This is a genomic window from Xaviernesmea rhizosphaerae, assembly GCF_001938945.1.
In the GTDB taxonomy this organism is placed as follows: domain Bacteria; phylum Pseudomonadota; class Alphaproteobacteria; order Rhizobiales; family Rhizobiaceae; genus Xaviernesmea; species Xaviernesmea rhizosphaerae.
Genome location: NZ_MKIO01000041.1, coordinates 40,128 through 65,057 on the forward strand (window position 1 = coordinate 40,128; position 24,930 = coordinate 65,057).

The window sequence follows — 24,930 nt, forward strand, 5'->3', positions numbered from 1 at the left end:
ACATGGCGCAGGAGAGCGCCCGTCCGGCCTGACACCGGAGCCTCTCGCCAGCATCGGCCGCTCTTCCGAGCATCGGACTGCAGACTATTTTCAGGCCGATATCCGAAACCGCCGGCGGCCTCAGCGTGCCAGAAGCCGCGCGACCATGACGGCGAGGTCGATATCGCGGCGCTCGGCAATGGCGGCGTTGAATTCGGGATCGTCGGAGCGCGTGCTAGAGCTGATCTTCAGCACCGGTATCGCATGAAGATCCACCGCATCGGGGATCGGCTCGGCCAGATCCTTCTGGGTGATCAGCCGTTTCAGGAGCGAGGGGCCCTTGGGCGACAGTTTCGGCGTGCGCGCCCAGATCTCGGCAGCCGTGCGATCCGTGCGCACGACGAATTCGAACATGTGCATCACCCAGAAATAATGCAGCAGCTTGCCGTCCTTGCGCCAGTAGCGGGCCATCTGCGCCAGCCAGCGCGTGACGAGAGGATTGCCGGGCGCGGCGGCCAGAAACCAGTTCTGCATGCAGCGGCCGGGATAGGGATCCTCGAAGGCGAAGAAGCCGCTCTGCATCAGCGGCGGCAGCCAGTCCTCCAGCGGACGCACGCAGAAGGCGGTGGCGTCCACCCAGACGCCGCCATGCGCGGCCAGCAGGGCCACACGGATCATGTCCGCCTTCCACTGGATCCGGCGCGGGCCACGGCCGCTTTGCGGCAGGGTGACATAGCGGACAAGATCCGCATCGGTGAGAACCCGCACATCCCATTGCGGATTTTTTCGCCGCCAGGAGGAGACGGCAGCCTGGACGACATCAGGCGCCTCCTCGAGCGGCTTGTCCCAATAGATCCAGATGATGCGCGGCAGGCGCCGGGGCAGCGCCTCCACACCGAAGCTGTAATTGGCCACGTGCAGCCTGCGCTTGCCCACGAGCGAGCGCCGGAGGGAATGGCTGACCTTTTTCCAGATCAGAAAGACGTCGAAAACGAACATGAGCTTCCCCAGGCATCGGCCGACCGCCGGCAGCAAGGCGCGCCACCCGGCGATGAGAGCGCTGTCATAGAGCAATTTCCGCCGCGCAGGAATTGGGGCGCAAGCCCTGGCCGCTCTCTTGCACCCGAGCATGTCCGACAAATGCGGGCACCGGTTTTGCGGAAAAAGGCGGCCGGCCGTTATCGGCCGGAACGGGGCAAGAAGCGGCGGCACAGCCGGCCTTTGCGATCGCGCATCGGGCTGAAAATTAGAGGCGGATTGATTCTCTATATTTTTGTTTTTGCATAGAGTTTTTCGAAAATCCATGCTCCCTTTTCGGGCCGATGCGCGAACAAAGGCTGCAGGGGCAGAACGTCTGAGTTGACAGGCCCTTCCACCCGCGACGATAAGGCGGCACGCGAACCCCTCACGAAAGCCTCGAAATTTTCTGGAGCCCGCCCTTGACTGCCATTCCCGCCGCCTCAGGCCACCGGACAAAAGCCCGACATCGGCCTGATCATGCAGGCACTTGTTTTCGCATCGGATTTCGCAAGCGGCTGGTGCCCCTTTTCCGGCCTCATCCGCTGACCGCCCTTCTCCTCGTGCTTCTCCCGCAGACCGCTCACGCGCTCAGCAATGAGCGGCTGAACGACCAGCTGATGAAGCTTGATCCGCAGACGCGGCTCGAACAGACCTGCGACACGGAGGTAATGGACCAGATCAACCGCGAGCGGTCGACCTTCAATGTCGACAAGGTGATCGCCTATACCTTCCACGATCCGGTGATCCAGGATGACCTGCTGACGGCGCCCGGCGCCGTGCTGCGCAGCAACGGCCGCTGGTATCGCCTCTCCTACCGCTGCCAGACCGGGCCGCGCCATCTCGACGCCCACCAGCTCAACTACCGGATCGGCTCGGAAATCCCCCGCGCGCAATGGCCCGCGCTCTATCTCTATGACTAATATCAAGGCCCGCGGACAAACCGCCTAGCCGACCATCAGCAGAATGACATAGCTCAGGACCGTGACGACCAGCCCGCGAAAGGCGAGCGTGACGAAACGGTACTTGTCCCTTGCGATGCCGGCCAGGACGTCGGCATTGTCGAGATATTCGCGGAAGAGATAGCCGAGATCACCCTTGAGCGCGGCTTGCGTGAAGACGGCCCGCTTCTGCTCCCAGGCGCCCCAGAACATCGTCGTGGTCTTGGCGCTGCGGCGCGGCAGGATCACGAAGATGGCGCAGATGATCGAGAAGACCGAGGCAACCGCCAGCGCGCCCGAAGCAAAAACGGTCAAGAGAGCGGCTTCTCGGTAGTGGCCGAGCGTGAAGACGCCGCGCCCTTCGCTTGATGAGATCAGGAAGGCCAGCATGAAGGTGAAGATATAGGCCGCCTTCTGGTCGGAGATCTTGATCTGGTCGTAAAAGACCTCGTTGATCTTCTTGATATGCTCGAAGTAGCGGGCATCGGCGAAAGGATGCTCGTCGTCTTCCGCGATCCGGATCGTTTCGCCGGCGTCCAGTGCATCGACCACGTTTACCCCCTCGGTCATGGCAACATCACGTCTTCGGTCGTAAAGTAAAACACTTGGCTGCAACAGGCTCATCTTGACTTTTTCCCGTTGTACTTTCATCCCTGAGATTGTTCGAGGGGACGATGATGACAGGTTGGTGGGCGGTAGGCTTTGCGCTGCTTTTGAGCTGCGGCACGGCGCTGGCGGAGCCGGTGACGCGCGCCGGCGCGCCCGCTGGCGCCGTCATCGCGCGCAAGACCGGCGAGGAGATCCGCTTCGTCGAGAAGGATGGCTGGCAGATCGTCGATCTCGCTCAGGATGTCGTCAATGGTGACGTTCTGCGCACCAATGCCACGGGTCAGCTCGCCATTCTCTTTGCCGACCGCACGCAGATGCGGCTGGGGCGCAACAGCACGCTTCTGGTGCGCGACGTCAAGAGCGGCGGCGCGGATGCCGAGCTGAGCCTGCAGTCCGGCTCGCTCTGGGCGCGAGCCGAGCGCGGCGGCGCCGGGCTCAAGGTGGAAACGCCGGCCGCCACCGCCGCGATTCGCGGCACGGACTGGACGCTTTCGGTCGATGCCGGCGGGCGGACCTCGCTCAACGTGCTCGACGGCACCGTGGAACTGTCCAACAGCGCCGGCAGCGTCTCGGTCACGCGGGGCGAAGGCGCCGTGGCGGCCATCGGCCAGGCGCCGCGCAAGATCATCATCACCAATTCCGACGACCGCGAGCAGATGCTCTATTATCTGGGCCTGCGCGACAGTTTCGGCATGCTGCCGGCATCCCCGCTGAGCGGGCCCGCCCTGCTGGACCGCCACCGGGCGCTGACGGAGCGGCCGCCGGAAGCGCGCTCGGCCGCGGACTGGCTGGAGCTGGCGGAGACGCGTTTCAGCATCGAGGGCTATCGCGCGGCCGAAGCGGCACTGGCCGAGGCCGAGAGGCGCGGGCTTTCGCCGGCGCTGCGCCCGCGCGCCGATTATCTCGCCGGGCTGATCGATGCCTCCTATGGCCGCTATCGCCAGGCCGCCGAGAAGATCGGCAGAGCCAGCGGCAGGCTGGATGCCGCGCGGCGCGGCGCCGCCGCCTATGCCGGCTATTTCGCCCGCGCGCTTGCCGAGCCAACGCGGGTGGAAGCGCCGCCGGCTGGCGCAGGAGGCGCGCAGGCCGTGGCGGCGGCGGCCCTGACCACCGGCTTTCGCCAGTCGATCCGCGCGGCCATTGACGTGCTCAAGCAGGGCGAGGCGCGCTACCCGCAAGATGCACTGCTGCCGGCCATGCGCGGCAAGATCGCTCTGGTCTTGAACGACCAGGCCCAGGCAGAGGAGGCGCTGGGCAGGGCACTGGCGCTCGATCCCGACCAGCCGATCGCGCTGGAGGCGCGCGCGGACCTCAAGGCTTCGCGCCAGGGCGATCTCAAGGGTGCTGAGGCCGACCTGCGGCGTGCGCTTGCGGCCTATCCCGGCGACACGAACCTTCTTAACTCGCTGGCGCTGCTGCAATCGGCAAAGGGCGAGCCGCTGGCGGCGATGGAGACGCTACGTCAGGCGCTGGCGCTCGATCCCGGCGGCGCGCTCGAACATGCCAATCTCGCCATTCTCCTGCTGGACGCCAGCCGCATTCCGGCCGCCAGGGCCGAGATCGACGCCGCCACGGCGGCCGATCCCGGTTTCGACATCCTGCTGGTGGCGCGGGGGCGCTACCATCTGCAGACCGGCGAGACCGACAAGGCGCTGGACGACCTCCTGGCCGGTTCGGTCGCCAATCCCGCCTATGCCCAGGCCCAGCTGATGCTGGCGCTTGCCCATTACGCCCGCGGCGAGCGTGTCGCCTATGAGCAGGCGATGGACAATGCCGAGCGGATCGATCCGAACGATCCGGCCATCGCCTCGGTGCGCGCGGCCGTCGCCGCGCAGGATTTCGACAGCGATGCGGCGGTCCGCCAGGCGCAGAAATATCTCAAGCTGGAGCGCCAGCGCGGCGGCGAGTTTGCGGCACTCGGGGCCCAGCAGGAGGCCGGCAGCGTTCTGAAGACGGCGTTCACGCTCCAGGGACTGACGGCCTGGGGCAATTATTACGGCGACGCCACCTTCGATCCCTTCACCGGCACCGCCTATCTCGATCAGAGCCTGCGCGGCAGCGCCAATCCCTTCGCCAATGCGCTGCTTCCCGGCGGCAATGGCGTGGATCAGGTGACGGATGTCGGCGGCTATTCGGGCTTCCTGCAGGGCCTCCTGCTCAGCCCGCAGATGATCTCCTCCAGCGCCTTGCAGCACACGCTGCTGCCTGCCCCCTTTCTGGAGGGCACGCTCGGCGCCGGCCTCAACCTCAGCCGCTCGGGCCATCAGGAATGGATCAAGTCGGCCGAGATCGACGGCTATTCCAACTTGCCCTTCCCCATCAGCCTTTCCGGCAGCATCACCTGGGAGGACCAGGGGGAGACGCGCGAAGATCCCTCGGGCCTCAATGCGCTCGACCTGTCCTCCGCGCTGCGAAGCGCCAATGGCTTCATCACCGCCTCGCCCACCGAGAACGACCGCATCATCGCCCTGGTGCAGACCAGCCGGTCGAGCACGCTGAATGGCGGCGGCAGCTTCCTTCCGGATGTTCCCATCGATCTCACGGCAGCAACGCCCGCCGCCATCGCCATCCTGACGCAGAATGAGAACAAGACCGAGGCGGAGGAGCTGAAGGCGGCGCTCGGCTGGAGCCACAGTTTCGGCGATACCAATGTGCTGAACGCCGCCCTGTTTTACGACCAGAGCTCGTCAGACAGCCTCAGCACAAGCTATGCCATCACCGATCTGCTCGGCACGATCGACCAGAACACCAGCAGCAATGCCAGCAAGAGCTACATGGCCGCGCTCGGCCATCTCTATGGCATGGGCGATCTGACGCTGCGTACCGGCGTCGAAGGCGGCTTCTTCGACATCGATGCCAGCACGCATTATCAAAGCCTGCTGGTCTCGGTCGATGCCAACGACCAGCCGGTGTTCGAGCCGATCATCGATACCCTGAGCGAGGTTTCCTTCCGCGTCACAGCCGCCAAGGCCTATGTCGATGCGCTCTATGAGGCGACACCGCATCTCAAGCTCGAGGCCGGGCTGTTCGGCCGCGTTTACCAGGGCGGGCCCATCGACGTGCAGCGGCTGGAGCCCCGGCTCGGCATCGCCTGGGAGCCGGTGGACGGGCAATGGCTGCGGGCCGGCTATCTGCGCGAGGGCTTTCTGTCCACCACCTCGACGCTGGCGCCGCTCGGCGTGGTCGGGCTGCAGTCGAACATCGTGCCGCTGGCCATCGAGGGCTACAAGGACACGCTGGCCTTTCGCTGGGACGGGCAATGGACCGACCGCTTCTTCACCGCCGTGGACGTGCAGCATCAGGAGGCCCGCCAGCTTTCGATCGACGATCCGTTCCTCAGCCCTGGAACGAGCCTGGTGGCGGGCGATATCGCCAGGGGCTCGATCGACAGGGCGGCGATCACCGCCAATTACGTGATCGGCTATGGCTTCGGCCTGTCGGGCACCTATGGGCGGCTGCATTCGCGCGATGACGATTCCGACAGCGCCACCCATGGCGGCAGCCTGCCTTATGTGCCGGATGAGGTCGGCCAGGTGGCGCTGACCTTCGTCAATCCGATCGGGCTCTCCACCACGCTTGCCGGCAATTACACCGGCACGCGCCGCGGCCGGGACGGTGCGGATCTCGACGGCTACTGGACGCTCGATGCCGGCCTGACCTATCAGACGCCGGACCGCCATCTCGACCTGACGCTTGCCGCCTATAATCTGCTGGACGAGGATTTCGCCATCGCCACCGGCGTGCCGGGCTGGGGCCGCAGCGTCAAGGCGCTGCTCAAGGTGCGGTTCTGATGACGGACAATCCTATCCGCGCCGGCGCGCGGCGCGGCATTCGCCGTCTGCGCATGCTCGCCGTGCTGATTATCGCCGTCATCGGCGCTGTCGCCAGCTGCGCCATCACGGTTCCCTGGTCGCTGCTCGACCTGCGCGCCTACGACTATCTCTCCACGCTTGCGCCTCCGCCCCTGCCGGCGGACGGGCCGATCGTGGTGGCGATCGACGAGCCGTCCCTGTCGGAGCTCGGCAAGCAATGGCCCTGGCCGCGGGCGATGCATGCGCGTCTCCTGGAAGCCCTGCGGGCGGCGGGCGCCCGCGCGATCGGCTTCGACATCATCTTTTCCGAGCCCGCCGCCGATCCGGTCAATGATGCCGTGCTGGCCGGCGTTCTGGGGCCGGATGTGGTGCTGGCGGGCGATGAAAGCGTGATCGTCACCCCGCAGGCCGAGCAGTTTCTGCGCACCGAGCCGCTGCCGGCCTTCCTGCAGACCGGCGCGCAGACGGGCATTGCCTCGGTCCAGCTCCAGGCCGATGGCGCATTGCGCCGCCTGCCGGAACAGGCCGACAGCTTCGCCGCCGTGCTTGCCCGCGCGGCAGGGCACGCCATCACGGCGCCGGAGGGCGAGCGGCTGATCCGCAGCTTCGGCCCGGCGCGCACCTATCCGACCGTCTCCTATTATCAGGCGCTCGACCCGGCAAGCTTCCTGCCGCCTGACCTGTTCAAGGGCCGCACCGTGATCGTCGGCCTGTCGCTGCAGAACACGCCGACGCTGCAGGCCGGCGGCGCCGACAGCTTCGCCACCGCCTTTACCGCCTGGACCGGCCGACTGACGGCAGGCGCCGAGGTGCAGGCGACGATCTATGACAATCTGGTCCATGGCCTCAGCGTGCACCCGGCCGATGGGGTCTTGAAGCTCGGCTCGATCGTCCTCGCCGCCCTTCTCGGCGGCCTTGCGGTGCTGCGCTCCACCGGGCGGCGCACGGCGGCGGCGGCCCTGCTGGCGCCGGCCCTGATGGTGGCGGGCAGTTTCGCCATCCTGCATGTCTCCAGCCTTTTCGTGCCGCCGGGCGCGCCGGTCGTCGCCTTCCTCCTCGTGGTGCTGGCGCAATCGGCCTTCGATTACGCCGCCGAACAGCGCATGCGCCGGGATATCACCCGCGCCTTTTCCAGCTATCTCTCGCCGGATGTGGTGCGGCAGGTGGCCGAAGATCCGAGCCAGCTGCAGCTTGGCGGACAGCGGCGCACGCTCTCTATCCTCTTCTGCGACGTGCGCGGCTTCACCACCATTTCCGAGACGCTGAAGGACAATCCGGAAGAGCTGACGCGGCTGATCAACCGGCTTCTGACCCCGCTCTCCGACATCGTGCTCGAAAGCGGCGGCACGATCGACAAATATATCGGCGACTGTGTCATGGCCTTCTGGAACGCCCCGCTCGACGTGCCGGATCATGCCTCCCGCGCGGTCAAGGCCGCGCTCGCCATGCTCGCTTCCATGGACGGGCTGAACGCAGCGTTGGAGGAGGAGGCCCGCGCCGCCGGGCGGCCTTACTTCCCCTTGCGCATCGGGGTCGGCATCAACACCGGAGACTGCGTCGTCGGCAATATGGGATCGTCGCGCCGCTTCGACTATTCGGTACTGGGCGACGCCGTCAATCTCGCCTCGCGGCTGGAGGGGGAATCGAAGAATTACGGCGTGCCGCTGCTGCTTGGGCCCGAAACCGCGCGCCAGGCAGGCGGAGAGGTGCCGCTGGTTGAGCTCGACAGTATTACGGTGAAAGGGCGCAACACCCGCTCGCCGATCTTCACCGCCGCGCCTGATGCCTCGGCCGAGACCCTGGCCCGCCATGCCCAGCTGATCGCGCGCCGCTATGCCGGCACGCTTTCGGCCGACGATGCGGAATTCGCAGCGCTGGAAGCGGCCATGCCGGAGCTTAAGGCCTATTACAGGCTGACGCGCGAGCGGCTGGCCTATACGGCCTGATCAATCGCGTCACACATGCTGCCCGCCATTGATGTGGATCTCGGCGCCATTGATATAGGCCGAGCGCTCGCTGCAGAGAAAATGGATGATGTCGGCCACCTCCTCCGGCGTGCCCAGCCGCTTCAGCGGCACCTCGGCCTCCACCAGATCGTCGGTTCCGGGCGAAAGGATCGAGGTGGCGATCTCGCCGGGGGCGATGGCATTGGCACGCACGCCGCGCGGGCCGAATTCATGGGCGAGCTCTCGCGTCAGCGCCGCCAGCCCCGCCTTGGACGCGGCATAGGCAACGCCGGCGAAAGGATGGACCCGCGACCCGGCGATCGAGGTCACGTTGACGATCGAGCCCTGCGCCGTTTCCAGCTCCGGCAGCAGCGCGCGGGCGAGGAGCGCGGTGGACACCAGATTGACATTGAGCACCCGTGTCCAGGTTTCGGCATCGGAGACGGCCACGCCCAGCCGGCTGCCGCCGGGCCCCTTGGGCGAAATGCCGGCATTGTTGACCAGCGCATGCAGCGCGCCGCCGGGCAGCCGCTCGCGCAGCGTGGCGACCAGCCGGTCGATACCGGCGAGATCGGCAAGGTCGGCCTGGATATGGCTTTCACGCGCCATCGGCCAGGGGCATTCGTCCGACACGGGCTGGCGCGAAACGGTGAACAGCCGCCATCCCTTTTCCTGGAACAGCTTGACGGTGGCATGGCCAATGCCGCGGCTGGCCCCTGTCAGCAGCATGCAGCGTTGTGTCATCGGTGAAGCCCTCTCATCGCACGAAGCCTGAGACCGGACATCGGTCTTCGGCTTCGCTTCGCATCGGATCTATCCGAAAATCTCAGACCAATGTCTGGTCCGATGTCGTCATCCACATCACATAGGGCGCCGGACCGAAAAGCGCGAACGGTTTCAGCGCGATCCGCCGGAAAAGCCAAATCTGGGGGTGCGCTTTCAACAGCGTCCACAGAGCACGAGGCAAATGCGTTGTCAGAGCACCACCTCTGGTGCGAAGTCCGTTCGGCTGGCTCGAACAGAGCAGCATTGGAGGGCGAACACCTCTCCGGTCCTCATGCTCGGACTTGCGCCTTCCATCAGCAACAGATTGATTTCATTGACATCAGCAGATCCTCGGGACAAGCCCGAGGATGACGAAAAGGAGAGGTTCCGCCTCATGAAAACGGTGTGCGGAAGCGAATGTCCCAACATCATGGGACAGCCTGGGCAGCGGTAAACACGCGCTTGGTGGCATAGGAGAGATCTGCCGGATGCGGCAGTCCAAAGGACTCAGACCTGCAGCAGCGGACATGCGCGACCGGCGGCCTGCCCTCCGCCAAACGAAACCGCCCTGATCAACGGGGCGGTATGGCGCTTTGGATGGAGCGCTGGCCGCGGCGCAATGAATGGCCGTGGCCCGTGGGGCCTTCTCAGAACTCCTGCCAGTCGTTTGCGGAGGCGCGCATGCCGCCGGCCACCGCCTGGACGAGGCGACGGGCGGGCGAGGCCACGGGGGCAGCGCCTTTCGCAGCTGATGCCGGGCGGGCTGCGGCCGGGCGGGCCGAAGGCTGACCGAGATCGAACTGCGTCATCATCTGGCGCAGGCGCTCGGCCTCGTTGGCGAGCGCGTTGGAGGCGGCGGTTGCCTGCTCCACCATGGCCGCGTTCTGCTGCGTGGTCTGGTCCATCTGGTTGACGGCGGTGTTGACCTCCGAGAGACCGGTTGCCTGCTCGCGCGAGGACGTGGCGATCGCGTCGAGCTCGCCATTGATGGCAAGGACATGCTCATTGATCACCTTTAGCGCGCTGCCGGTGGCCTTGACCAGATCGACGCCATTGCCAACTTCCTGCTCGGAATTGCGAATCAGTTCCTTGATCTCCTTGGCCGCCTGGGCGGAGCGCTGAGCGAGTTCCCGCACCTCCTGGGCAACAACGGCAAAGCCCTTGCCGGCTTCGCCGGCGCGCGCGGCTTCCACCCCGGCATTCAGAGCCAGCAGGTTGGTCTGGAAGGCGATCTCGTCGATCACGCCGATGATGTTGGAGATCTGGCTGGACGCCACCTCGATGCGCTGCATGGCATCGACCGCATTGGCCACGACCTCGCCGGACTTGCGCGCGGCATCATTGGCCTCCTTGGCCATGCCGCGGGCATCTTCGGTGCGCTTGGAGGAGTTCTGGACATTGCTGGTGATCTGGTCCAGCGCGGCCGCGGTCTCCTCAAGGGCTGCGGCCTGCTGTTCGGTGCGCTTTGCCAGGTCGGTTGCGGCCTGGCTCAACTCCTGCGCGCCGCCATCAATGGCGCCGGCGGTGTTGATGACCGAGCCCATGGTCCGCCGCAGGTTTTCCACCGCGCCGTTGAAGTCGGTGCGCAGCCGTTCGAAATCAGGGGCGAAGCTCTCCGTCAGGCGGAAGGCGAGATCACCCTCGGACAGGCGCTGCAGCCCTTGACCCAGACCATTCGTCGCCTGGGACATTTCGGCAGCGCGCTGCTGGTCGATCTCCGCCACGCGGGCGCGTTCAGCCTCGCTCTGGCTGCGCGTGGCCTGCGCCACCTGTTCCAGCTCGCGCCCCTTCACGCCATTGTCGCGGAAGACCTGAACGGCGCGTGCCATTTCCCCAATCTCGTCGCGGCGATCGGCACCCTCGACGGCAACATCGAGATCGCCGCCCGCCAAGCGGTTCATCAAGCCGGTCAGGCGGCGGATCGGCCGGCTGACCGTACGCGCCAGGAACAGGGCGGAGAGTGTCATGATCAGCAGGATCAGCGCGCCGATCGACAGCGCGGTGACATTGGCGGCGGAAATCGTGTCAAACAGGTTCTGCTTGGCCTTGTCGGAAAAACCGCGCGCGTTCAGCAGCGACTGGTCGATGGCCTTGTGGATGTCCTTGTCGATGGCGTTGAGCCGGGGCGCGACAGTCGCGAGATCCTGGCCGGAAGCCGCCGCGTCCTGCAGGGTTTTTTCGTAGCTGCGCAGACTGGTGCGGATGTCCGAGAGAACCTGCGGCTTGGCGGCAATGGAAATCGGGGTTTCGAGCGCGGCCCAGCCAATATCTGCATGCTTCTTCACTTCGGCGAGCGCCGCCGTGACCTGCTGCGGATTGGCACCATGGTCGAGCAGCGGATTGACCGCACCTTCGATGCGGGCGAAAGCAAGGTCGGCCGATGAGACACCGTCTAGGATGATCAGCTCGCGTTTGACCACATCATTGCTCGCAAGGATCGCATTGCTGCTGATCTGCTGATTGACGAGCATGGCAATGACGAGCGTCATACTAAGCGCAGAGGTCGCGATCAGCTTGGTCGAAATCTTGACGTTGCTCAGGGGCATTTCCGTCTCCGGGGGCTTGAAGGTGGGCGGCGGCATGCGGCATGGCTTCCCTGGACGGGATTCGGAAGACACGACGACATCGGGAAAAGTCGCGCAGCGCGAAGGCTGCGTCAGTCGGCATCGCATGTCTGAGCGCCGCAGCGACGTGCCTGCCCCCCGGCAGACCGCCAAACGCTCACTCCCGCCTCATGGCGAGCATCCGGACACAGCGCCCAGCGGTGCCGGATTGACTCATGCATGACCGTTTTAGAACAGAAATCTTAAATGCGCGTTACAATCGCCGCGGCCAGCCACCTCACAGTCAGCGACCCAGCCTTGCACAACCGAGGGAAGAGAAAATTCCAGCTTATCGCGTCGAATTTACCAAACAGACATGATTGCATGTGCTTTTGAACGTAAGCAATTCATGACTGATATCGATCGCGGCCTGATTTACCGGATTTTTGTAATGCCGTAGGATTTTGCGCAACCGATCGGCGAGGGGCCGGACAGGTCGCGCGAACACCATCTGCGGCCGGCTCGGCGTCGGCGGTGGAGACTGTGCATGCGCGCCCCTCAGCTTGATGGCCGACCTCTCAAACGCCGTGTGGACCGGATGCCTCGCTCTTTTCGATCCTTGTTTCTCCTCGCGGCTTGGCTGTGGCTTCACGGTCCGCCTGCCGCGGCCGCGCAGGCGTCAGAGCCCCCTCAAGCCGCGCCACCGGGCGTGACCTGGGCGATCTATGACGCGCCGCCCTTCATGATCGCCGAGGGCGCGGATGCCGAGAGCGGCATCTTCGACAGGATCCGCAACCTCCTGTCGCATCAGCTCGGTGACCTGCCGCAGGCCGTGCTCACCGCGCCCTTCCCGCGCATCGTCACCGCCCTCAAGGCGGGAGCGGACTGGTGCTTCATCGGCGGGGTCAAGACGCCCGAGCGCGAGACCTTCGCGGTGTTTTCCAAGCCGGTCGCCATGTTCTATCCCTTGCGCGTCGTCATCAACAGCGCGGATAGGGTCCGCTTCGAGGCCCTGCAGCCGCTGTCGCTGCTGTCGCTCATGCGCGACCATCCCGAATTGCAGACCAGCGTTTTGAGAAACCGCTCGTTCGGCCCGCAATTCGATGCGCTGCAAAAGGCCTATCCCGCGGCAAACCAGCATTCGGATTTTCTGGAAGCCTTCCGCATGCTGATGAACAGGCGGCTCGATTATCTGGTCGAATACAGCAACATCGCCACCTACAATGCCCGGCGGCTGGGCAAGCCGGACGGACTTGTGCTCTTGCCGATGACGGAGGTGAGCGAGCCGGTCTATGCGCGAGTGATGTGCGCACGCACGGCACAGGGCCTGGCCGTCGTCGACAGGATCGACCATGTTCTGGATCAGGAGCGGAACACGCCCTCTTACAGGGCGATCGTGGAGGCCTGGTCTGCTCCGGCGGATCAGGCAAAGATCCGCGCGATCTACGACTCGCAGTTCCTCACGGCCCGATGAGCAGCCCTTTCGCCCCGACCAATCCCCCATCCCTAAAGCGGATTGACGCCCCGCCCGGTGGTGGCGGCCGGGCGATGCTCGCCACGCGGCTGATGCGCGTGATCTTCGGCTGCTATCTCGGGGTGGCCACGCTGCTCACCTGTCTTCAGATGGGGCTCGAATACCAGGCCGCGAACCGCAAGCTCCAGCAGGATATTGCCGGCCTGGAGAAGACGTTTAGCCCGGGGCTCAGCGATGCCATGTGGCGCTACAGCACCGAGGTGATCTCCGGGATCCTCTCGGGCATGCGCGAAATGCCCGTGGTGACCGGCATCGAGGTGCGCGACGAGAAAGACGCGCTGGTTGCCCGGATCGGCCGGATGAGCGGCGAGCCTTCGGCAGACAGCGCCGCGACGGGCCTTGCCGATTTCTTCGACCAGCCGCTGACGCAGAGCTTCCCGCTCGTGCATGTGGATGGCAATGGCGTGGCTCATCCGCTAGGCCAGTGGACGGTCTATTCCGACCGCGCCGTGGTCTTCGAGCAGCTCAAGCGCACGCTGATCATTGTCTTCATCAACTCCACGATGAAGACCGTCATGCTCTGGCTGATCTTCGCCTGGGTGATCCGGCGCCTGGTAGGGCGCCCGCTGGCGAAGATCGACGCCTTCGTGCGCGAGATCGACGCCGACAATCTGGGCGCGCGTCCGCTGGTTCTGGACGCCGACGGCAACAGCGAGTTGCAGACGCTGGCCGCAACGCTGAACAAGATGGTGGAGCGGCTGCGCGCCACCTTCGCCGAGAATGCCGTGCTCCTGGAGGGCATGCGCGACATGAATTCGACGCTGATGACCAAGGTGGCCGAGCGCACGCGCGAACTGGAGCAGCTGGCGCAGACCGATCTTCTGACCGGGCTTGCCAATCGGCGCAAGCTCGATGACGTGCTGGAGCGCCAGATCGAGACCGCGCGGGCGCAGGGCGCACCCCTCTCCGTCATTCTCGGCGATGTCGACCGCTTCAAGGCCATCAACGATCGCCATGGCCACAAGATCGGCGACAGCGTGCTGGTGGCCTTCGCGGCCATTCTCGGGGCCGATCTGCGGGCGCAGGATACGGTGGGGCGCTGGGGCGGCGAGGAATTCATGCTGATCTGCCCGCAGACGGATCTCGATGACGCGCTTGCCATTGCCGAGAGCCTGCGCCTGCGCATCGAGACGACGCCCCTGCCCAAAGTGGGCTGCCGCACCTGCTCCTTCGGCGCGGCCACGCTGAGACCAGGCGAGACCGCGGACGAGCTGGTGGCGCGCGCCGATGCCGCGCTCTACGAGAGCAAGCATCTCGGCCGAAACCGCGTCGCCGCCAGCCGCTGACGCGGTTTTGCCTTGCCTTTTCTTATCGCTCAGGGGCTCAGGAGGGAACCGACGCCGATTGCGGCGCGTCGTCCACGAGATCGCGCGCATCGCCGGCGCCGCGCCCTGCCGCTCCCGGCGCGGCGGAGATCGGCACGGAGGCCGAGGCTGGCGCCTGCGCCACGGCGCGCACCAGACTGTCGCGCGAAATATCCGACAGCGTCCGCGCCCCCGTCAGCGTCATGGCGACACGCATTTCCTTGGCGATGACATCCAGAAGGTTTTCCACGCCGGCGCGCCCCGCAGCGGCAAGTGCATAGACGAAAGCGCGGCCGAGCAGCACGCCGTCGGCGCCTTGCGCCAGCATGCGCACCACATCAAGGCCGGAGCGGATGCCGGAATCCGCCAGAAGCGTCAGCTCGCCTTTCACCGCGTCGGCAATGGCGGGCATGGCATGGGCCGAGGACAGGACGCCGTCGAGCTGGCGGCCGCCATGGTTGGACACGACGATGCCGTCGGCGCCGAAGCGCACCGCGTCGCGCGCATCCTCGGGATCGAGAATGCCCTTGATCACCATCGGCCCCTTCCAGAAATCGCGGATCCATTCCAGATCCTTCCAGCCGATCGAGGGATCGAAATTGGCGCCGAGCCAACCGATATAGTCCGCGAGCTTGGTCGGCTCGCCGCGATAGGCCGAGATATTGCCGAGATCATGCGGCTTTCCCTTGAGGCCGACATCCACCGCCCAGACCGGATGGGTGAAGGCCTGCAGCACGCGGCGCAGCGCGGCGTTCGGGCCGGACATGCCGGAATGGGCATCGCGGTAGCGGGCGCCGGGAACGGGCATGTCTACGGTGAACACCAGAGTGCGAATGCCGGCGGCCCAGGCGCGCTCCAGCGCGTTCTTCATGAAGCCGCGATCTTTCAGCACGTAGAGCTGGAACCAGATCGGCCGGCCGACCTGGCTCTGCACCTCCTCGATCGGGCAGACGGAGACGGTGGAGAGCGTGAAGGGAATGCCTCGCGCGGCGGCAGCACGCGCGGCCTGCACCTCCCCACGCCGGGCATACATGCCGGTGAGCCCGACCGGCGCCAGCGCCACCGGCAGCGACAGGGTTTCGCCTAGGATATTGGCCGTCAGATCCACCTCGCCCACGCTCTTCAAAACGCGCTGGCGCAGTGCCAGCCCGGCCAGATCCTCGACATTGTGCTTCAGCGTGTGCTCGGCATAGGCGCCACCGTCGATATAGTGGAACAGAAAGGGCGGCAGGCGGCGACGGGCGGCTTCGCGATAGTCGCTGGCGGAGGAAATAATCATCGCAAACGGGTCCTTGAACCGGGAGGGAAGAAAAAACGGGGCATCGTCAAAGGGAACGGTGATCGGCCCTGGCATGGTCGGCCCCCGCATGATCGGCAAGCACGGCGGCGGCGCGGCGGTGGCGGGCATCGGCCTCGGCCAGCGGGCGCAGGCTGAGGGCGACATGATCGAGATGCGTGAGGGCCGCCGCGCGCGCTCGCTCCGCGTCCCCCGCCAGAATGGCCTCGGCAATCGCGCGGTGCTGGCGCGCCAGCGGCTCGGTCGTCTCCGGCTGGCGGTAGAGCGCCCGCAGGCTTTCGGAAATGCTGGCCTGCAGCAGATCGAACAGCCCGGCCATAACCTGGCGCAGCACGATATTGTGCGAGGCTTCGGCCACCGCCATGTGGAAATCGGCATCCGCTCGGGCCTGCGCCTCGGGATCCTGCGGCCCGGCATCCGTCACCTGGTCCAGCGCCGCCTGCAGCCGCAGGCGATCGGCGGGGGTGGCGCGCAGGGCGGCATGGGCCGCGGCATCGCCTTCCAGCGAGCGGCGCAGCTCCATCACATCGAGCCAGTAGCCGGGCTCGCCGGCGGCCCTCTCGGTGAGCGGCGAAAGCGCGGCGGCGATCGCGGGCAGAGCCTGCGGGTCGGCCTTTGCCGCCACATAGGTGCCGCCGCCCTGCCGGCTGACGAGCCGGCCCCGGCTGATCAGCATCTGCAGCGCCTCACGCAGGCTGGAACGCGAGACGCCGAGGGTAAAGGCAAGCTGGCGCTCCGACGGCAGCCGGTCGCCCGGCGCCAGCCCGTTCTCGCTCATGATCGTCTCGATCCGCTCGGCCAATCGTGTCATCACTCCCGCTCCTTCCCGACTGTCGCCACCGACACCCCCTATCGGCAAATGGTCAGACCATTTAGGACAGTTTTGCCTTGATTTCGGCGCTAAAACCGGTGATGACGCGTCCTGTGCGGGAAGTCAAACACTATAATGGTCCGACCATTTTTGTCACCGTCGCGAAAGGTTCGGCTGCGATCCTTTGGGTATGGCCGGAAACGAAGCTCAAGCACGAGACCCGGGACGAAGGAAGAGACGATGCAGGACGGCACGCAGGGCAGAACCAAGAGCCTCGCACGGTTGATCCGGGCGGCGGATGCGTCCTATCAGATGGCCGAGGCCGACAGGCCGGGCGGCGCCGGCGGTCTCAATGCCGCGTTGCGCCGAGCGGCGCGCTGGCTGGAGCTGCGCTCCTTCGGCCTGACGCCGGAGCATTTCACCCTGTCGGAAGGGCTGCGGGCGGCCTTTGCCGTCGCCGTGCCGCTGTTGCTGGTGCTCCTGACCGGGCAGCACCAGTTCGGCTGGTCGGTCTATGCCGCCTTCTGGCTCTGTCTGTGCGATGTTGCCGGACCGGACGGCCTGAGACGGCGGCTTTTGCTGATCTTCGTGCTGGTGGGCACGGTCATCGCCTTTGCCGGGGCCTGGGCCGCCTCCTTCGGCTGGGCGGCGGCCATGATCGCCGGCACGCTTCTGGTCTTCCTCGCCATCGCCCTGCCCTATCGTCTCGCCCATTCTGCCATGCTGGCCACGCTGCTCGCCGTGGTGGCGGTGGTGGCGGTCGGTTATCCTGAGCCGGTGGACAAGGCGGCCATCCTCGCCTTCGCCTTCTTTGCCGGCAGCCTCTGGGCCTATCTGCTGATCGTGGTGTTCTGGCGCATCGATCCGCTGCTGCCGCTCAAGCAGGACACCGTCGCCCTCTATGCCCGCCTTGCCGACATGGCCTTCGATCTGGCGGCAACCGGCAACGAGCCGCATCGCGATGCGCGGTGGCATCCCGAACATGCCGCCCATCGCCGCTCCGTGCGCATCGCCATCGAGCGGCTGCGGCTGCTGCTCGCCCGCTATGACGGCCCGGCCGAAGCCTCCGTCGCGCCGACCCGGCGACTGCTCAAGGCGGGTGAGGCCACGTTCAACGCCTTGATCGCGCTGGAACATGGCTTCATCACCGGTCATGGCGCGGCCGACGAGCGCATCGCCGTGGCCAAGCTTTTGCGCAACACGCTGATCGCGGCGCAGATGACGGTCGCAGGCGTGCCGGACATGCAGGTGCTGCTCGCCCGGCGTCTCAAGCGGCTCGGCCGCGCGCGCGCGACGATCGACGACCCCATGCTTGCCGGCATTCTGGAGGCGGTGCGCCTGAGCCTCCTGCCGCTGACCGGCCAGGGGCAGGCCCGGCCGCTGTCGACGCTCAGCCCGCCGCCCTTGCCCGGTTTTTCCGTGGCCCTGCGCCAGGGCATCCGCCAGGCCGCCTGCGTGCTGTTCGTCTATTCCATCGCCCGCCTCTTCGGGCTCGGCTATCCCTATTGGGCGGCGATGGCGACCGTGGTCGTGCTCCAGGGCAATGCCCGCATCACCTGGACGCGCAGCATCGAGCGCGTGCTCGGCAGCCTCACCGGCGGCTTCGTGGCGCTGGCGCTCCTGGAACTGATCGATGCGCGCGCCATCCTCGTGCCGATCGCCGTGCTGCTGACCGGCTGGACCATTGCGCTGCGCACGGTCAACTACACCGTCTTCGTCGTCACGCTGACCATGCTGTTCATCTTCGTCACCGAGCTTTTGACCCCCGGCGCCGGCATCGCCTCGGCCCGCATCCTCGACAACACACTGGGCAGCCTCGCCGCCGTGCTGGCCGTGCTGCTGCTCTGGCCGGAGCGCGGCCCCGGCCTGCCCGCCCTGATCGACAAGGGACTGGCCAGCAATGGCGCCTATCTCGAGGCGGTGCGCCAGAATGTCGAACCCGAGAGCCTGGAGGAAACCCGCCGCGCCGCAGGCCTCGCCAGCATCGCGGCGGAGGTGGCGCTGCATGATCTCGGCGGGCTGACGCGCCGCTGGTATCGGCTGGACCAGCGCCATTCCGAGGCCCTGCGGAGCCTGCGCCTTCTCGCCGGCGAGGCCGCCTCCGCCTGGCACAAAAGGCTGGGTGGCGGCGATCTCAGCCGCGATGGTTGACCTCAAGCGCAAGCGCCGGCATTCAGGAGCGCGGGCCGCGGGGCGGCCTGCATCAAGGCCCGCAATAACGCATTGATCTCAATGGGAATAATGCCACTTCAGACGGCCGGCGCCTCGTCCCGGCAGGCAACTTTGCCTTGCGCGGGGGCCAGGCGGAAAAGGCCTTCACAACCCATTTTCCCAAAACCCTGAATTTTGGTCGAGCCTTCCGCGAAAATCTCCATAAATGAAAAAGCCTTCCTCGCGCCCGCCTATTTCTATTGAAACTATAGACAATATAGTTGAACCCGTAGGAGGCACGGATGCGCGAAGCGAACAAGGGCGGCTGGTTTCAGCGCCGGGACATTCTGAAATGGTCGGCGGTCGCCGGCGTGGCGGCGGCCGGCACGACGCTTCTCTCAGGCACCATGGCCTTTGCACAGGAAGGCTCGCTGAAGGGCAAGCGGATCGGCATCAGCACCGCCGGCACCGACCATTTCTTCGACCTGCAGGCCTATAATGCCCAGATCGAAGAGGTGAAGCGGCTCGGCGGCGAGCCGATCGCGGTGGATGCCGGGCGCAATGACGGCAAGCTGGTCTCGCAGCTTCAGACGCTGATCGCGCAGAAGCCGGATGCGATCGTGCAGCTGCTCGGCACGGTCTCGGTCATCGACCCCTGGCTCAAGCGGGCGCGCGATGCCGGCATTCCGGTGCTGACCATCGATGTCGGCTCCAGCCACTCGCTGAACAATTCGACTTCGGACAATTGGGGCATCGGCAAGGACCTCGCTTTGCAGCTGGTCTCCGATATCGGCGGCGAAGGCAATATCGTCGTCTTCAACGGCTTTTATGGCGTGACCCCCTGCGCCATCCGCTATGACCAGCTGGTCAATGTGGTGAAATACTATCCCAAGGTGAAGATCCTGCAGCCGGAGCTGCGCGACGTGATCCCCAACACGGTGCAGGACGCCTTCTCGCAGATCACGGCGATCCTCAACAAATATCCCGAGAAGGGCTCGATCAAGGCGATCTGGTCGGCCTGGGACGTGCCGCAGCTCGGCGCCACCCAGGCGCTGGTCGCCGCCGGCCGCACCGAGATCAAGACCTATGGCGTGGATGGCAGCCCGGAAGTGCTGCAGCTGGTGGCCGATCCCAAGTCTCCGGCCGCCGCCGACGTGGCGCAGCAGCCGGCCGAACTCGGCCGAACCGCCATCCGCAACGTCGCCCGGCTGCTCGCGGGCGAGACGCTGCCGCGCGAGACCTATGTGCCGGCGCTGATCGCCAACAAGGCCAATGTCGGCGAGGTTTCCAAGAAACTCGGCATCGGCTGATCCTCCCCGGCCCGATGTCTAAGGGGTCAGGACCACGCGTTTCTGACCCCGGCGCGCTTCCGCTTCAAAGTCGCGACAATTCCGGCGAGGTTTCTATGACAACTCCCCCATCCGACACCATCATCCGCCTCGATGGCATCGAGAAAAGCTTCGGCGGCGCCAAGGCGCTCTCGGGCGTCTCGCTGGCGATCGAGCGCGGCACGGTACACGGGCTGGTGGGCCAGAACGGCGCCGGCAAATCGACCCTGATCAAGCTGCTCGCCGGGCTGCACCAGCCGGATGCCGGCACCATTGAGATCGACGGCCAGCGGCTGACGCACATCACCCCGCATGCGGTGGAAAGCCTCGGAATTCATTTCATCCATCAGGACCGGCTGCTGGTGCCGACCTTCACCGTCGGCGAGGCGCTGTTTCTCGGGCGCGAGCCGCGCATTGCCGGCACGCCCTTCCTCGACCGGCGGCAGATGCAGCGCCGAGCGCGGGAGGTGCTGCAGCGCTATTTCGGCCTCAGCCTGCCGAATTCGGCGCTGATCGCCGATCTCTCCACCGCCGAGAAGCAGATCGTCCAGATCACCCGGGCGCTGCTCGATCAGCCAAAGGTGCTGGTGTTCGACGAGCCCACGGCCGCGCTGGTCAAGCGCGAGGCCGACCTCCTGTTCCAGCTGATCCGCCGACTGCGCGAGGATGGTATCACCGTCATCTATATCTCGCACTACCTGCAGGAGATCGAGGCGCTGTGCGACCGCGTCACGGTTCTGCGCAATGGCCGCGATGTCGCGACCAAGGCCCTCTCCGAAACCTCGGCCAGCGAGATTGCCGGGCTGATGGTCAACCGCGAGATCGGCGATCTCTTTCCCGTACGCGAAAAGGCGCCGGGCGAGCCGCTTCTGACCGTCGACCGCCTCAGCGCGCCCGGACGCTACCACGATGTCAGCCTGACGCTGCATCGTGGCGAGGTTCTGGGCCTGATCGGCCTGCTCGGCTCGGGCGCCAAGGAATTCCTGCGCACGCTCTTCGGACTGGAGACGGCCGCATCGGGCACGGTGACGGTTCAGGGTCAGGCACCGTGGCAGGCAAGCCCGGTGCAGGCGGCGCGGCGCCGGCTGGCGCTGGTGCCGGAGGATCGCCGCCGCCATGGGGTCGCCCTCGATCTCTCGGTCAAGGAGAACACCACGCTCGCCAGCCTCTCCCGCTTCACCCGGCTCGGCCTGATCGACCGCACGGCCGAAGAGAGCGAAACCGACCGGCTGATCACCCGGCTGCAGGTCAAGACCGAGGGGCGGGAAGCGCTGCTCAGAACGCTTTCGGGCGGCAACCAGCAGAAGGTGGCGATCGCCAAATGGCTCAGCCGGCAGTCCGATATCTACCTGCTCGACGAGCCGACCGTCGGCGTCGACATCGCCGCCAAGGTGGAGATCTACGCGCTGATCGCCGAACTCGCCGAGAAGGGCGCGGGCGTCATCGTGCTCTCCTCCGACCTCAACGAACTGATCGGCCTCACAGATCGCATCCTCATCTTCTTCCGCGGCGAGATCCTGCGCACGGTGACGTCGGAAACGGCGACCGTGGACGCGCTTCTTGCCGATGTCACCGGTTCCTCGGAGTTGACCCGCCATGCTGGCTGAGACCGCCTTCGTCACCCCCGCCACACCCTATCACCCGGGCGAGGAGGCCGCCGTGCCCGCCCGCTCGCAGATCGGCCTGCATGCGGCCAAGCTCGGGCTTCAGGGCGGTGCCTTCGCCGTGTTCGCGCTGGTCCTCCTGATCTTTGCCCTGTCCTCGCCGATCTTTCTCAGCCCCTTCAATCTCGGCAATATCCTGGCGCAGTCGGCGATTTCGGGCGTGCTGGCGATCGGGCTGACCGTCGTCATCATCGCCGGCGGCGGCAATGTCGTCACCGGCGGCATCGACCTGTCGCTGGCCGCCAATATGGGGCTCAGCGCCGCCGTCTATGCCAGCCTGTCGCAGGCCGGACAGCCGGATGCGGTCGCGGCCGGCGCGGCTCTGGCCACGGGGCTTGTCATCGGCGCGGTCAATGCCGTGGCCGTCACCCGCTTCGCCATCGTCCCGCTGCTGGCGACACTGGCGGTGATGAACATCGTCGGCGGGCTGGAGCTGGTGCTGACGCAGAACACGGTGATCCCCGCCGTCACGCCGCTCCTCGAAACCCTCTCCGGCGCCGGCCCGCTGGGCGTGCCCGTGCTTGCCTATGGGCTGATCGGTTTTGCGCTGGTCACAGCGCTCGCGGTGCAGGCCACCCCGCTAGGCCTCAGGATTCAGGCAGTCGGCAGCTTCCCCGAGGCCGCGCGCGCTTCAGGCCTGGCGGTAAACCGCTTCGTTGCGGGCTCCTTCCTGTTCAGCGGCCTGTCCGGCGGCCTCGCCGGCATTTTCTCGGCCGCCTATCTCTCGGGCTCCACCACGGGGGCCGGCGAACTGCTGCTGCCGGTCGTCGTCACCGCCCTGCTCGGCCCGGTCTTCTCCCGCCGGCTGGTGCCCAGCATCACCGGAACGCTGCTCTCGGCGCTGTTTGTCGGCGTGCTGATCAACGGCTTCCAGCTCTTGAACCTGTCGAGCACGCTCGTCAGCGGCATTCAGGGCCTGCTGATCCTCCTCGTCGTTTCCGCCACCACGCTGCTCAAGCGCAAGGAAGGCTGATCCGTGACCGCGCTGTCCCCATCCCTCGCCCCGCAGACGCGCCGCCGTCTGGCCCTCGGCAGCCGTCACGCGCTGCCGGTCGCGCTTGTCGCCGTCTTCCTCCTGTTCTCGGCGCTCGCACCCGGCTTCCTCAGCCTCGCCAATCTGGAGAGCGTGCTGGTCAACAACTTCACCCTGCTCTCGATCGTCGCCATCGCCATGACCTTCGCGATCGCCGCCGGCGGCATCGATCTGTCGATTGGCACGGCGGTGGATTTCGCCAGCTTCAGCTTCGTCACGCTGGTGCTGTCAGGCCAGCCCGTGCCGCTGGCGCTGGCGGCGGGCCTGGGCGGCGGCGCGCTGGTCGGGCTGTTCAATGCGGTGCTGATCGCGGGCATCGGCATTTCGCCTTTCCTCGCCACGCTCGGCACGCTGTTCATCGGCCGCAGCGTGCAGCAGCTTCTCACCAATGGCGGCAACCCCGTCTATCTGCCGCCGGCGGGCGTGCCTGAAAGCTTCCGCTTTCTCGGCCGGGGCACAGTGGCCGGCCTGCCGGTGCCGCTGCTGGTGGCGGGCGCCATCATCCTCATCGCCGGCCTCATCCTTTCGCGCAGCCGCTTCGGCCGCGTGGTGTCGGCCACGGGCACGGAAGCGGAGGTGGTGCGCTATTCCGGCCTGACGCTGAAGGCCCATCTCGCCGGAACCTATGTGCTGGTCGCCCTGATCGCCGCCGTCGCCGGCCTGGTGCTGACCTCGACCGTCACCGTCTACATCCCCTCCTCGGGCAATGCCTTCCTGCTCAATGCCATCGGCGCCGCCTTCATCGGCACGACGCTGCATCCGCATGGCCGGCCCAACATTGCCGGCACCGTGCTGGGCGTGCTGCTGCTCAGCCTGGTGGCCAACGGGCTGTTGATGAGCGGGCTCAATTTCTACTGGCAGCAGGTCGGCACCGGCCTTCTGATCTTCACCGTGTTGGCGCTCAGCTTCGCCAGCCGCAAGGCCTGACACGGATCGCTTCAAACACCATAATCCAGGGAGACCCCTCATGTCCCAATCCTCCTCTCCCCTGCGCCGGGCTCCGGATGCGCCGCATGCCGCTCGGATCACCAGCGAGGCAGAAGCGCTTCAGACCGCGCGCCAGCTGGCGAAGACATTTGCCGAAGGCGCCGCCAAGCGCGACCGCGAGCGCATCCTGCCGCATGCGGAGCTGGACGCGCTCTCGGCCTCCGGCCTGCTGGCCCTCTCCGTGCCCAAGGCCTATGGCGGGCTGGGCGCCTCCAATGCGACGCTGGCCGAGGTGATCGCCATCCTCGCCGAGGCCGACGGCTCGATCGGCCAGATCCCGCAGAACCATTTCTACATTCTCGAGGCGCTGCGCCATGACGGCAGCGAGGAGCAGAAGCGCTTCTATTTCGAGCGCGCGCTGGCGGGCGACCGCTTCGGCAATGCGCTGTCGGAGATCGGCACCAAGACGGTCGGCCAGTACAACACCCGGATCACGGCCGATGGCGAGGGCTTCCGCATCAATGGCCGCAAGGCCTATTCCACCGGCGTGCTGTTTGCCGACTGGATCGTCGTCTTCGCCAAGGACGAGAACGACCAGCTGACCATGTCCTTCCTGCCGCGCGGCACCGAGGGCGTCGAGATCATCGACGACTGGGACGGCTTCGGCCAGCGCACCACCGGCAGCGGCACCACGATCCTGACCAATGTGCCGGTGCCGGCCGGCGCCATCGTCCGCCATCACAAGGGCTTCGAGCGGCCGGGCACGATCGGCGCCGTCGGGCAGATCCTGCATGCCGGCATCGATCTCGGCATTGCCCGCGCCGCCTTCAATGAAACGGTCACCTTCGTGCGCACCCGCTCGCGCCCCTGGACCAATGCCGGCGTCGAGCGCGCCTCGGACGATCCGCTGACGGTCTCGCGCGTCGGCCAGCTGGCGATCAGGCTGGAAGCGGCGACTGCCGTCGTCGAGGTCGCCGGCCGCAAGATCGACCTGGCCCAGGCCGACCCGGCCGAGGCCAACACGGTGGCAGCCTCGCTCAGCGTGGCCGCCGCCAAGGCGCTGACCACCGAAATCGCCATCGAGGCGACCAATGCCCTGTTCGAGCTTGCCGGCACCTCGGCCACCCGCGAGGGGCTGAACCTCGACCGGCACTGGCGCAATGCCCGCACCCACACGGTGCACGACCCCGTGCGCTGGAAATATCATGTGGTCGGCAATTTCCATTTGAACGACACCGCCCCGCCGCGCAGCGGCGCCTTCTAAGAAGA

At 66.3% G+C, this 24,930-nt stretch carries 17 protein-coding genes; 11 read left to right on the forward strand and 6 right to left on the reverse strand.

Annotation, left to right across the window (positions count from 1 at the left end):
• Positions 1–120: 120 nt before the first annotated feature.
• Positions 121–978 carry a capsular polysaccharide synthesis protein gene (locus BJF92_RS21255; protein ID WP_078058330.1) on the reverse strand — a complete coding sequence of 286 codons (858 nt, stop codon included), beginning with the start codon at positions 976–978 and terminating at the stop codon, positions 121–123.
• Between the two features lie 638 nt (positions 979–1,616).
• Between BJF92_RS21255 and BJF92_RS21260 the strand changes: the two genes are divergently transcribed.
• On the forward strand, positions 1,617–1,919 hold the full coding sequence (locus BJF92_RS21260; protein WP_078058331.1) for a DUF930 domain-containing protein: 303 nt from the start codon (positions 1,617–1,619) through the stop codon (positions 1,917–1,919).
• Positions 1,920–1,943: 24 nt separating this feature from the next.
• Here BJF92_RS21260 and BJF92_RS21265 read toward each other — a convergent pair whose 3' ends face one another.
• Complete coding sequence (locus BJF92_RS21265) at positions 1,944–2,507, reverse strand: Pycsar system effector family protein (RefSeq protein ID WP_245294852.1); 564 nt, start codon at positions 2,505–2,507, stop codon at positions 1,944–1,946.
• Between the two features lie 107 nt (positions 2,508–2,614).
• Here BJF92_RS21265 and BJF92_RS21270 point away from each other — a divergent pair, with 107 nt between their 5' ends.
• Both BJF92_RS21270 and BJF92_RS21275 read left to right on the forward strand, forming a co-directional pair.
• On the forward strand, positions 2,615–6,337 hold the full coding sequence (locus BJF92_RS21270) for a FecR domain-containing protein (protein ID WP_075637008.1): 3,723 nt from the start codon (positions 2,615–2,617) through the stop codon (positions 6,335–6,337).
• Positions 6,334–8,304, forward strand: coding sequence for a CHASE2 domain-containing protein (locus BJF92_RS21275; protein ID WP_425356485.1), 1,971 nt, complete (start codon positions 6,334–6,336; stop codon positions 8,302–8,304). Before BJF92_RS21270 ends, BJF92_RS21275 begins: the two co-directional genes overlap by 4 nt.
• Positions 8,305–8,313: 9 nt before the next feature.
• Here the strand turns inward: BJF92_RS21275 and BJF92_RS21280 are convergent, their stop codons facing one another.
• On the reverse strand, positions 8,314–9,048 hold the full coding sequence (locus BJF92_RS21280; RefSeq protein ID WP_075636758.1) for an SDR family NAD(P)-dependent oxidoreductase: 735 nt from the start codon (positions 9,046–9,048) through the stop codon (positions 8,314–8,316).
• A 668-nt stretch (positions 9,049–9,716) separates the two neighbouring features.
• Positions 9,717–11,651 carry a methyl-accepting chemotaxis protein gene (locus tag BJF92_RS21285; RefSeq protein ID WP_078058307.1) on the reverse strand — a complete coding sequence of 645 codons (1,935 nt, stop codon included), beginning with the start codon at positions 11,649–11,651 and terminating at the stop codon, positions 9,717–9,719.
• Positions 11,652–12,321: 670 nt separating this feature from the next.
• On the opposite strand from BJF92_RS21285, the gene BJF92_RS21290 reads away from it, so the two are divergent.
• Together BJF92_RS21290 and BJF92_RS21295 are read left to right on the forward strand one after the other, a co-directional pair.
• The gene (locus BJF92_RS21290; protein ID WP_075636759.1) at positions 12,322–13,086 is read left to right on the forward strand and encodes a transporter substrate-binding domain-containing protein; all 765 of its coding nucleotides are present in this window, start codon (positions 12,322–12,324) and stop codon (positions 13,084–13,086) included.
• Complete coding sequence (locus tag BJF92_RS21295) at positions 13,083–14,432, forward strand: sensor domain-containing diguanylate cyclase (RefSeq protein WP_078058308.1); 1,350 nt, start codon at positions 13,083–13,085, stop codon at positions 14,430–14,432. Before BJF92_RS21290 ends, BJF92_RS21295 begins: the two co-directional genes overlap by 4 nt.
• 37 nt (positions 14,433–14,469) lie before the next feature.
• On the opposite strand, the gene lldD is transcribed toward BJF92_RS21295, so the two are convergent.
• On the reverse strand, positions 14,470–15,729 hold the full coding sequence (gene lldD, locus BJF92_RS21300) for an FMN-dependent L-lactate dehydrogenase LldD (RefSeq protein WP_078058309.1): 1,260 nt from the start codon (positions 15,727–15,729) through the stop codon (positions 14,470–14,472).
• A gap of 46 nt (positions 15,730–15,775) precedes the next feature.
• Complete coding sequence (locus tag BJF92_RS21305) at positions 15,776–16,558, reverse strand: FCD domain-containing protein (protein ID WP_075636761.1); 783 nt, start codon at positions 16,556–16,558, stop codon at positions 15,776–15,778.
• A 240-nt stretch (positions 16,559–16,798) separates the two neighbouring features.
• Between BJF92_RS21305 and BJF92_RS21310 the strand changes: the two genes are divergently transcribed.
• The 6 genes from BJF92_RS21310 to BJF92_RS21335 all read left to right on the forward strand — a co-directional run bounded on the left by BJF92_RS21310 (position 16,799) and on the right by BJF92_RS21335 (position 24,925).
• The gene (locus BJF92_RS21310; protein ID WP_158032258.1) at positions 16,799–18,709 is read left to right on the forward strand and encodes an FUSC family protein; all 1,911 of its coding nucleotides are present in this window, start codon (positions 16,799–16,801) and stop codon (positions 18,707–18,709) included.
• A gap of 302 nt (positions 18,710–19,011) precedes the next feature.
• Positions 19,012–20,019, forward strand: coding sequence for a sugar ABC transporter substrate-binding protein (locus BJF92_RS21315; RefSeq protein WP_075636762.1), 1,008 nt, complete (start codon positions 19,012–19,014; stop codon positions 20,017–20,019).
• Between the two features lie 95 nt (positions 20,020–20,114).
• Complete coding sequence (locus tag BJF92_RS21320; protein ID WP_075636763.1) at positions 20,115–21,644, forward strand: sugar ABC transporter ATP-binding protein; 1,530 nt, start codon at positions 20,115–20,117, stop codon at positions 21,642–21,644.
• Complete coding sequence (locus tag BJF92_RS21325) at positions 21,634–22,674, forward strand: ABC transporter permease (protein WP_075636764.1); 1,041 nt, start codon at positions 21,634–21,636, stop codon at positions 22,672–22,674. Before BJF92_RS21320 ends, BJF92_RS21325 begins: the two co-directional genes overlap by 11 nt.
• 12 nt (positions 22,675–22,686) lie before the next feature.
• Positions 22,687–23,661 (forward strand): ABC transporter permease, encoded by a 975-nt coding sequence (locus BJF92_RS21330; RefSeq protein ID WP_143524157.1) that lies wholly within the window; start codon positions 22,687–22,689, stop codon positions 23,659–23,661.
• Between the two features lie 40 nt (positions 23,662–23,701).
• Positions 23,702–24,925, forward strand: coding sequence for an SfnB family sulfur acquisition oxidoreductase (locus BJF92_RS21335; RefSeq protein ID WP_075636766.1), 1,224 nt, complete (start codon positions 23,702–23,704; stop codon positions 24,923–24,925).
• The last annotated feature ends 5 nt before the right edge of the window (positions 24,926–24,930 follow it).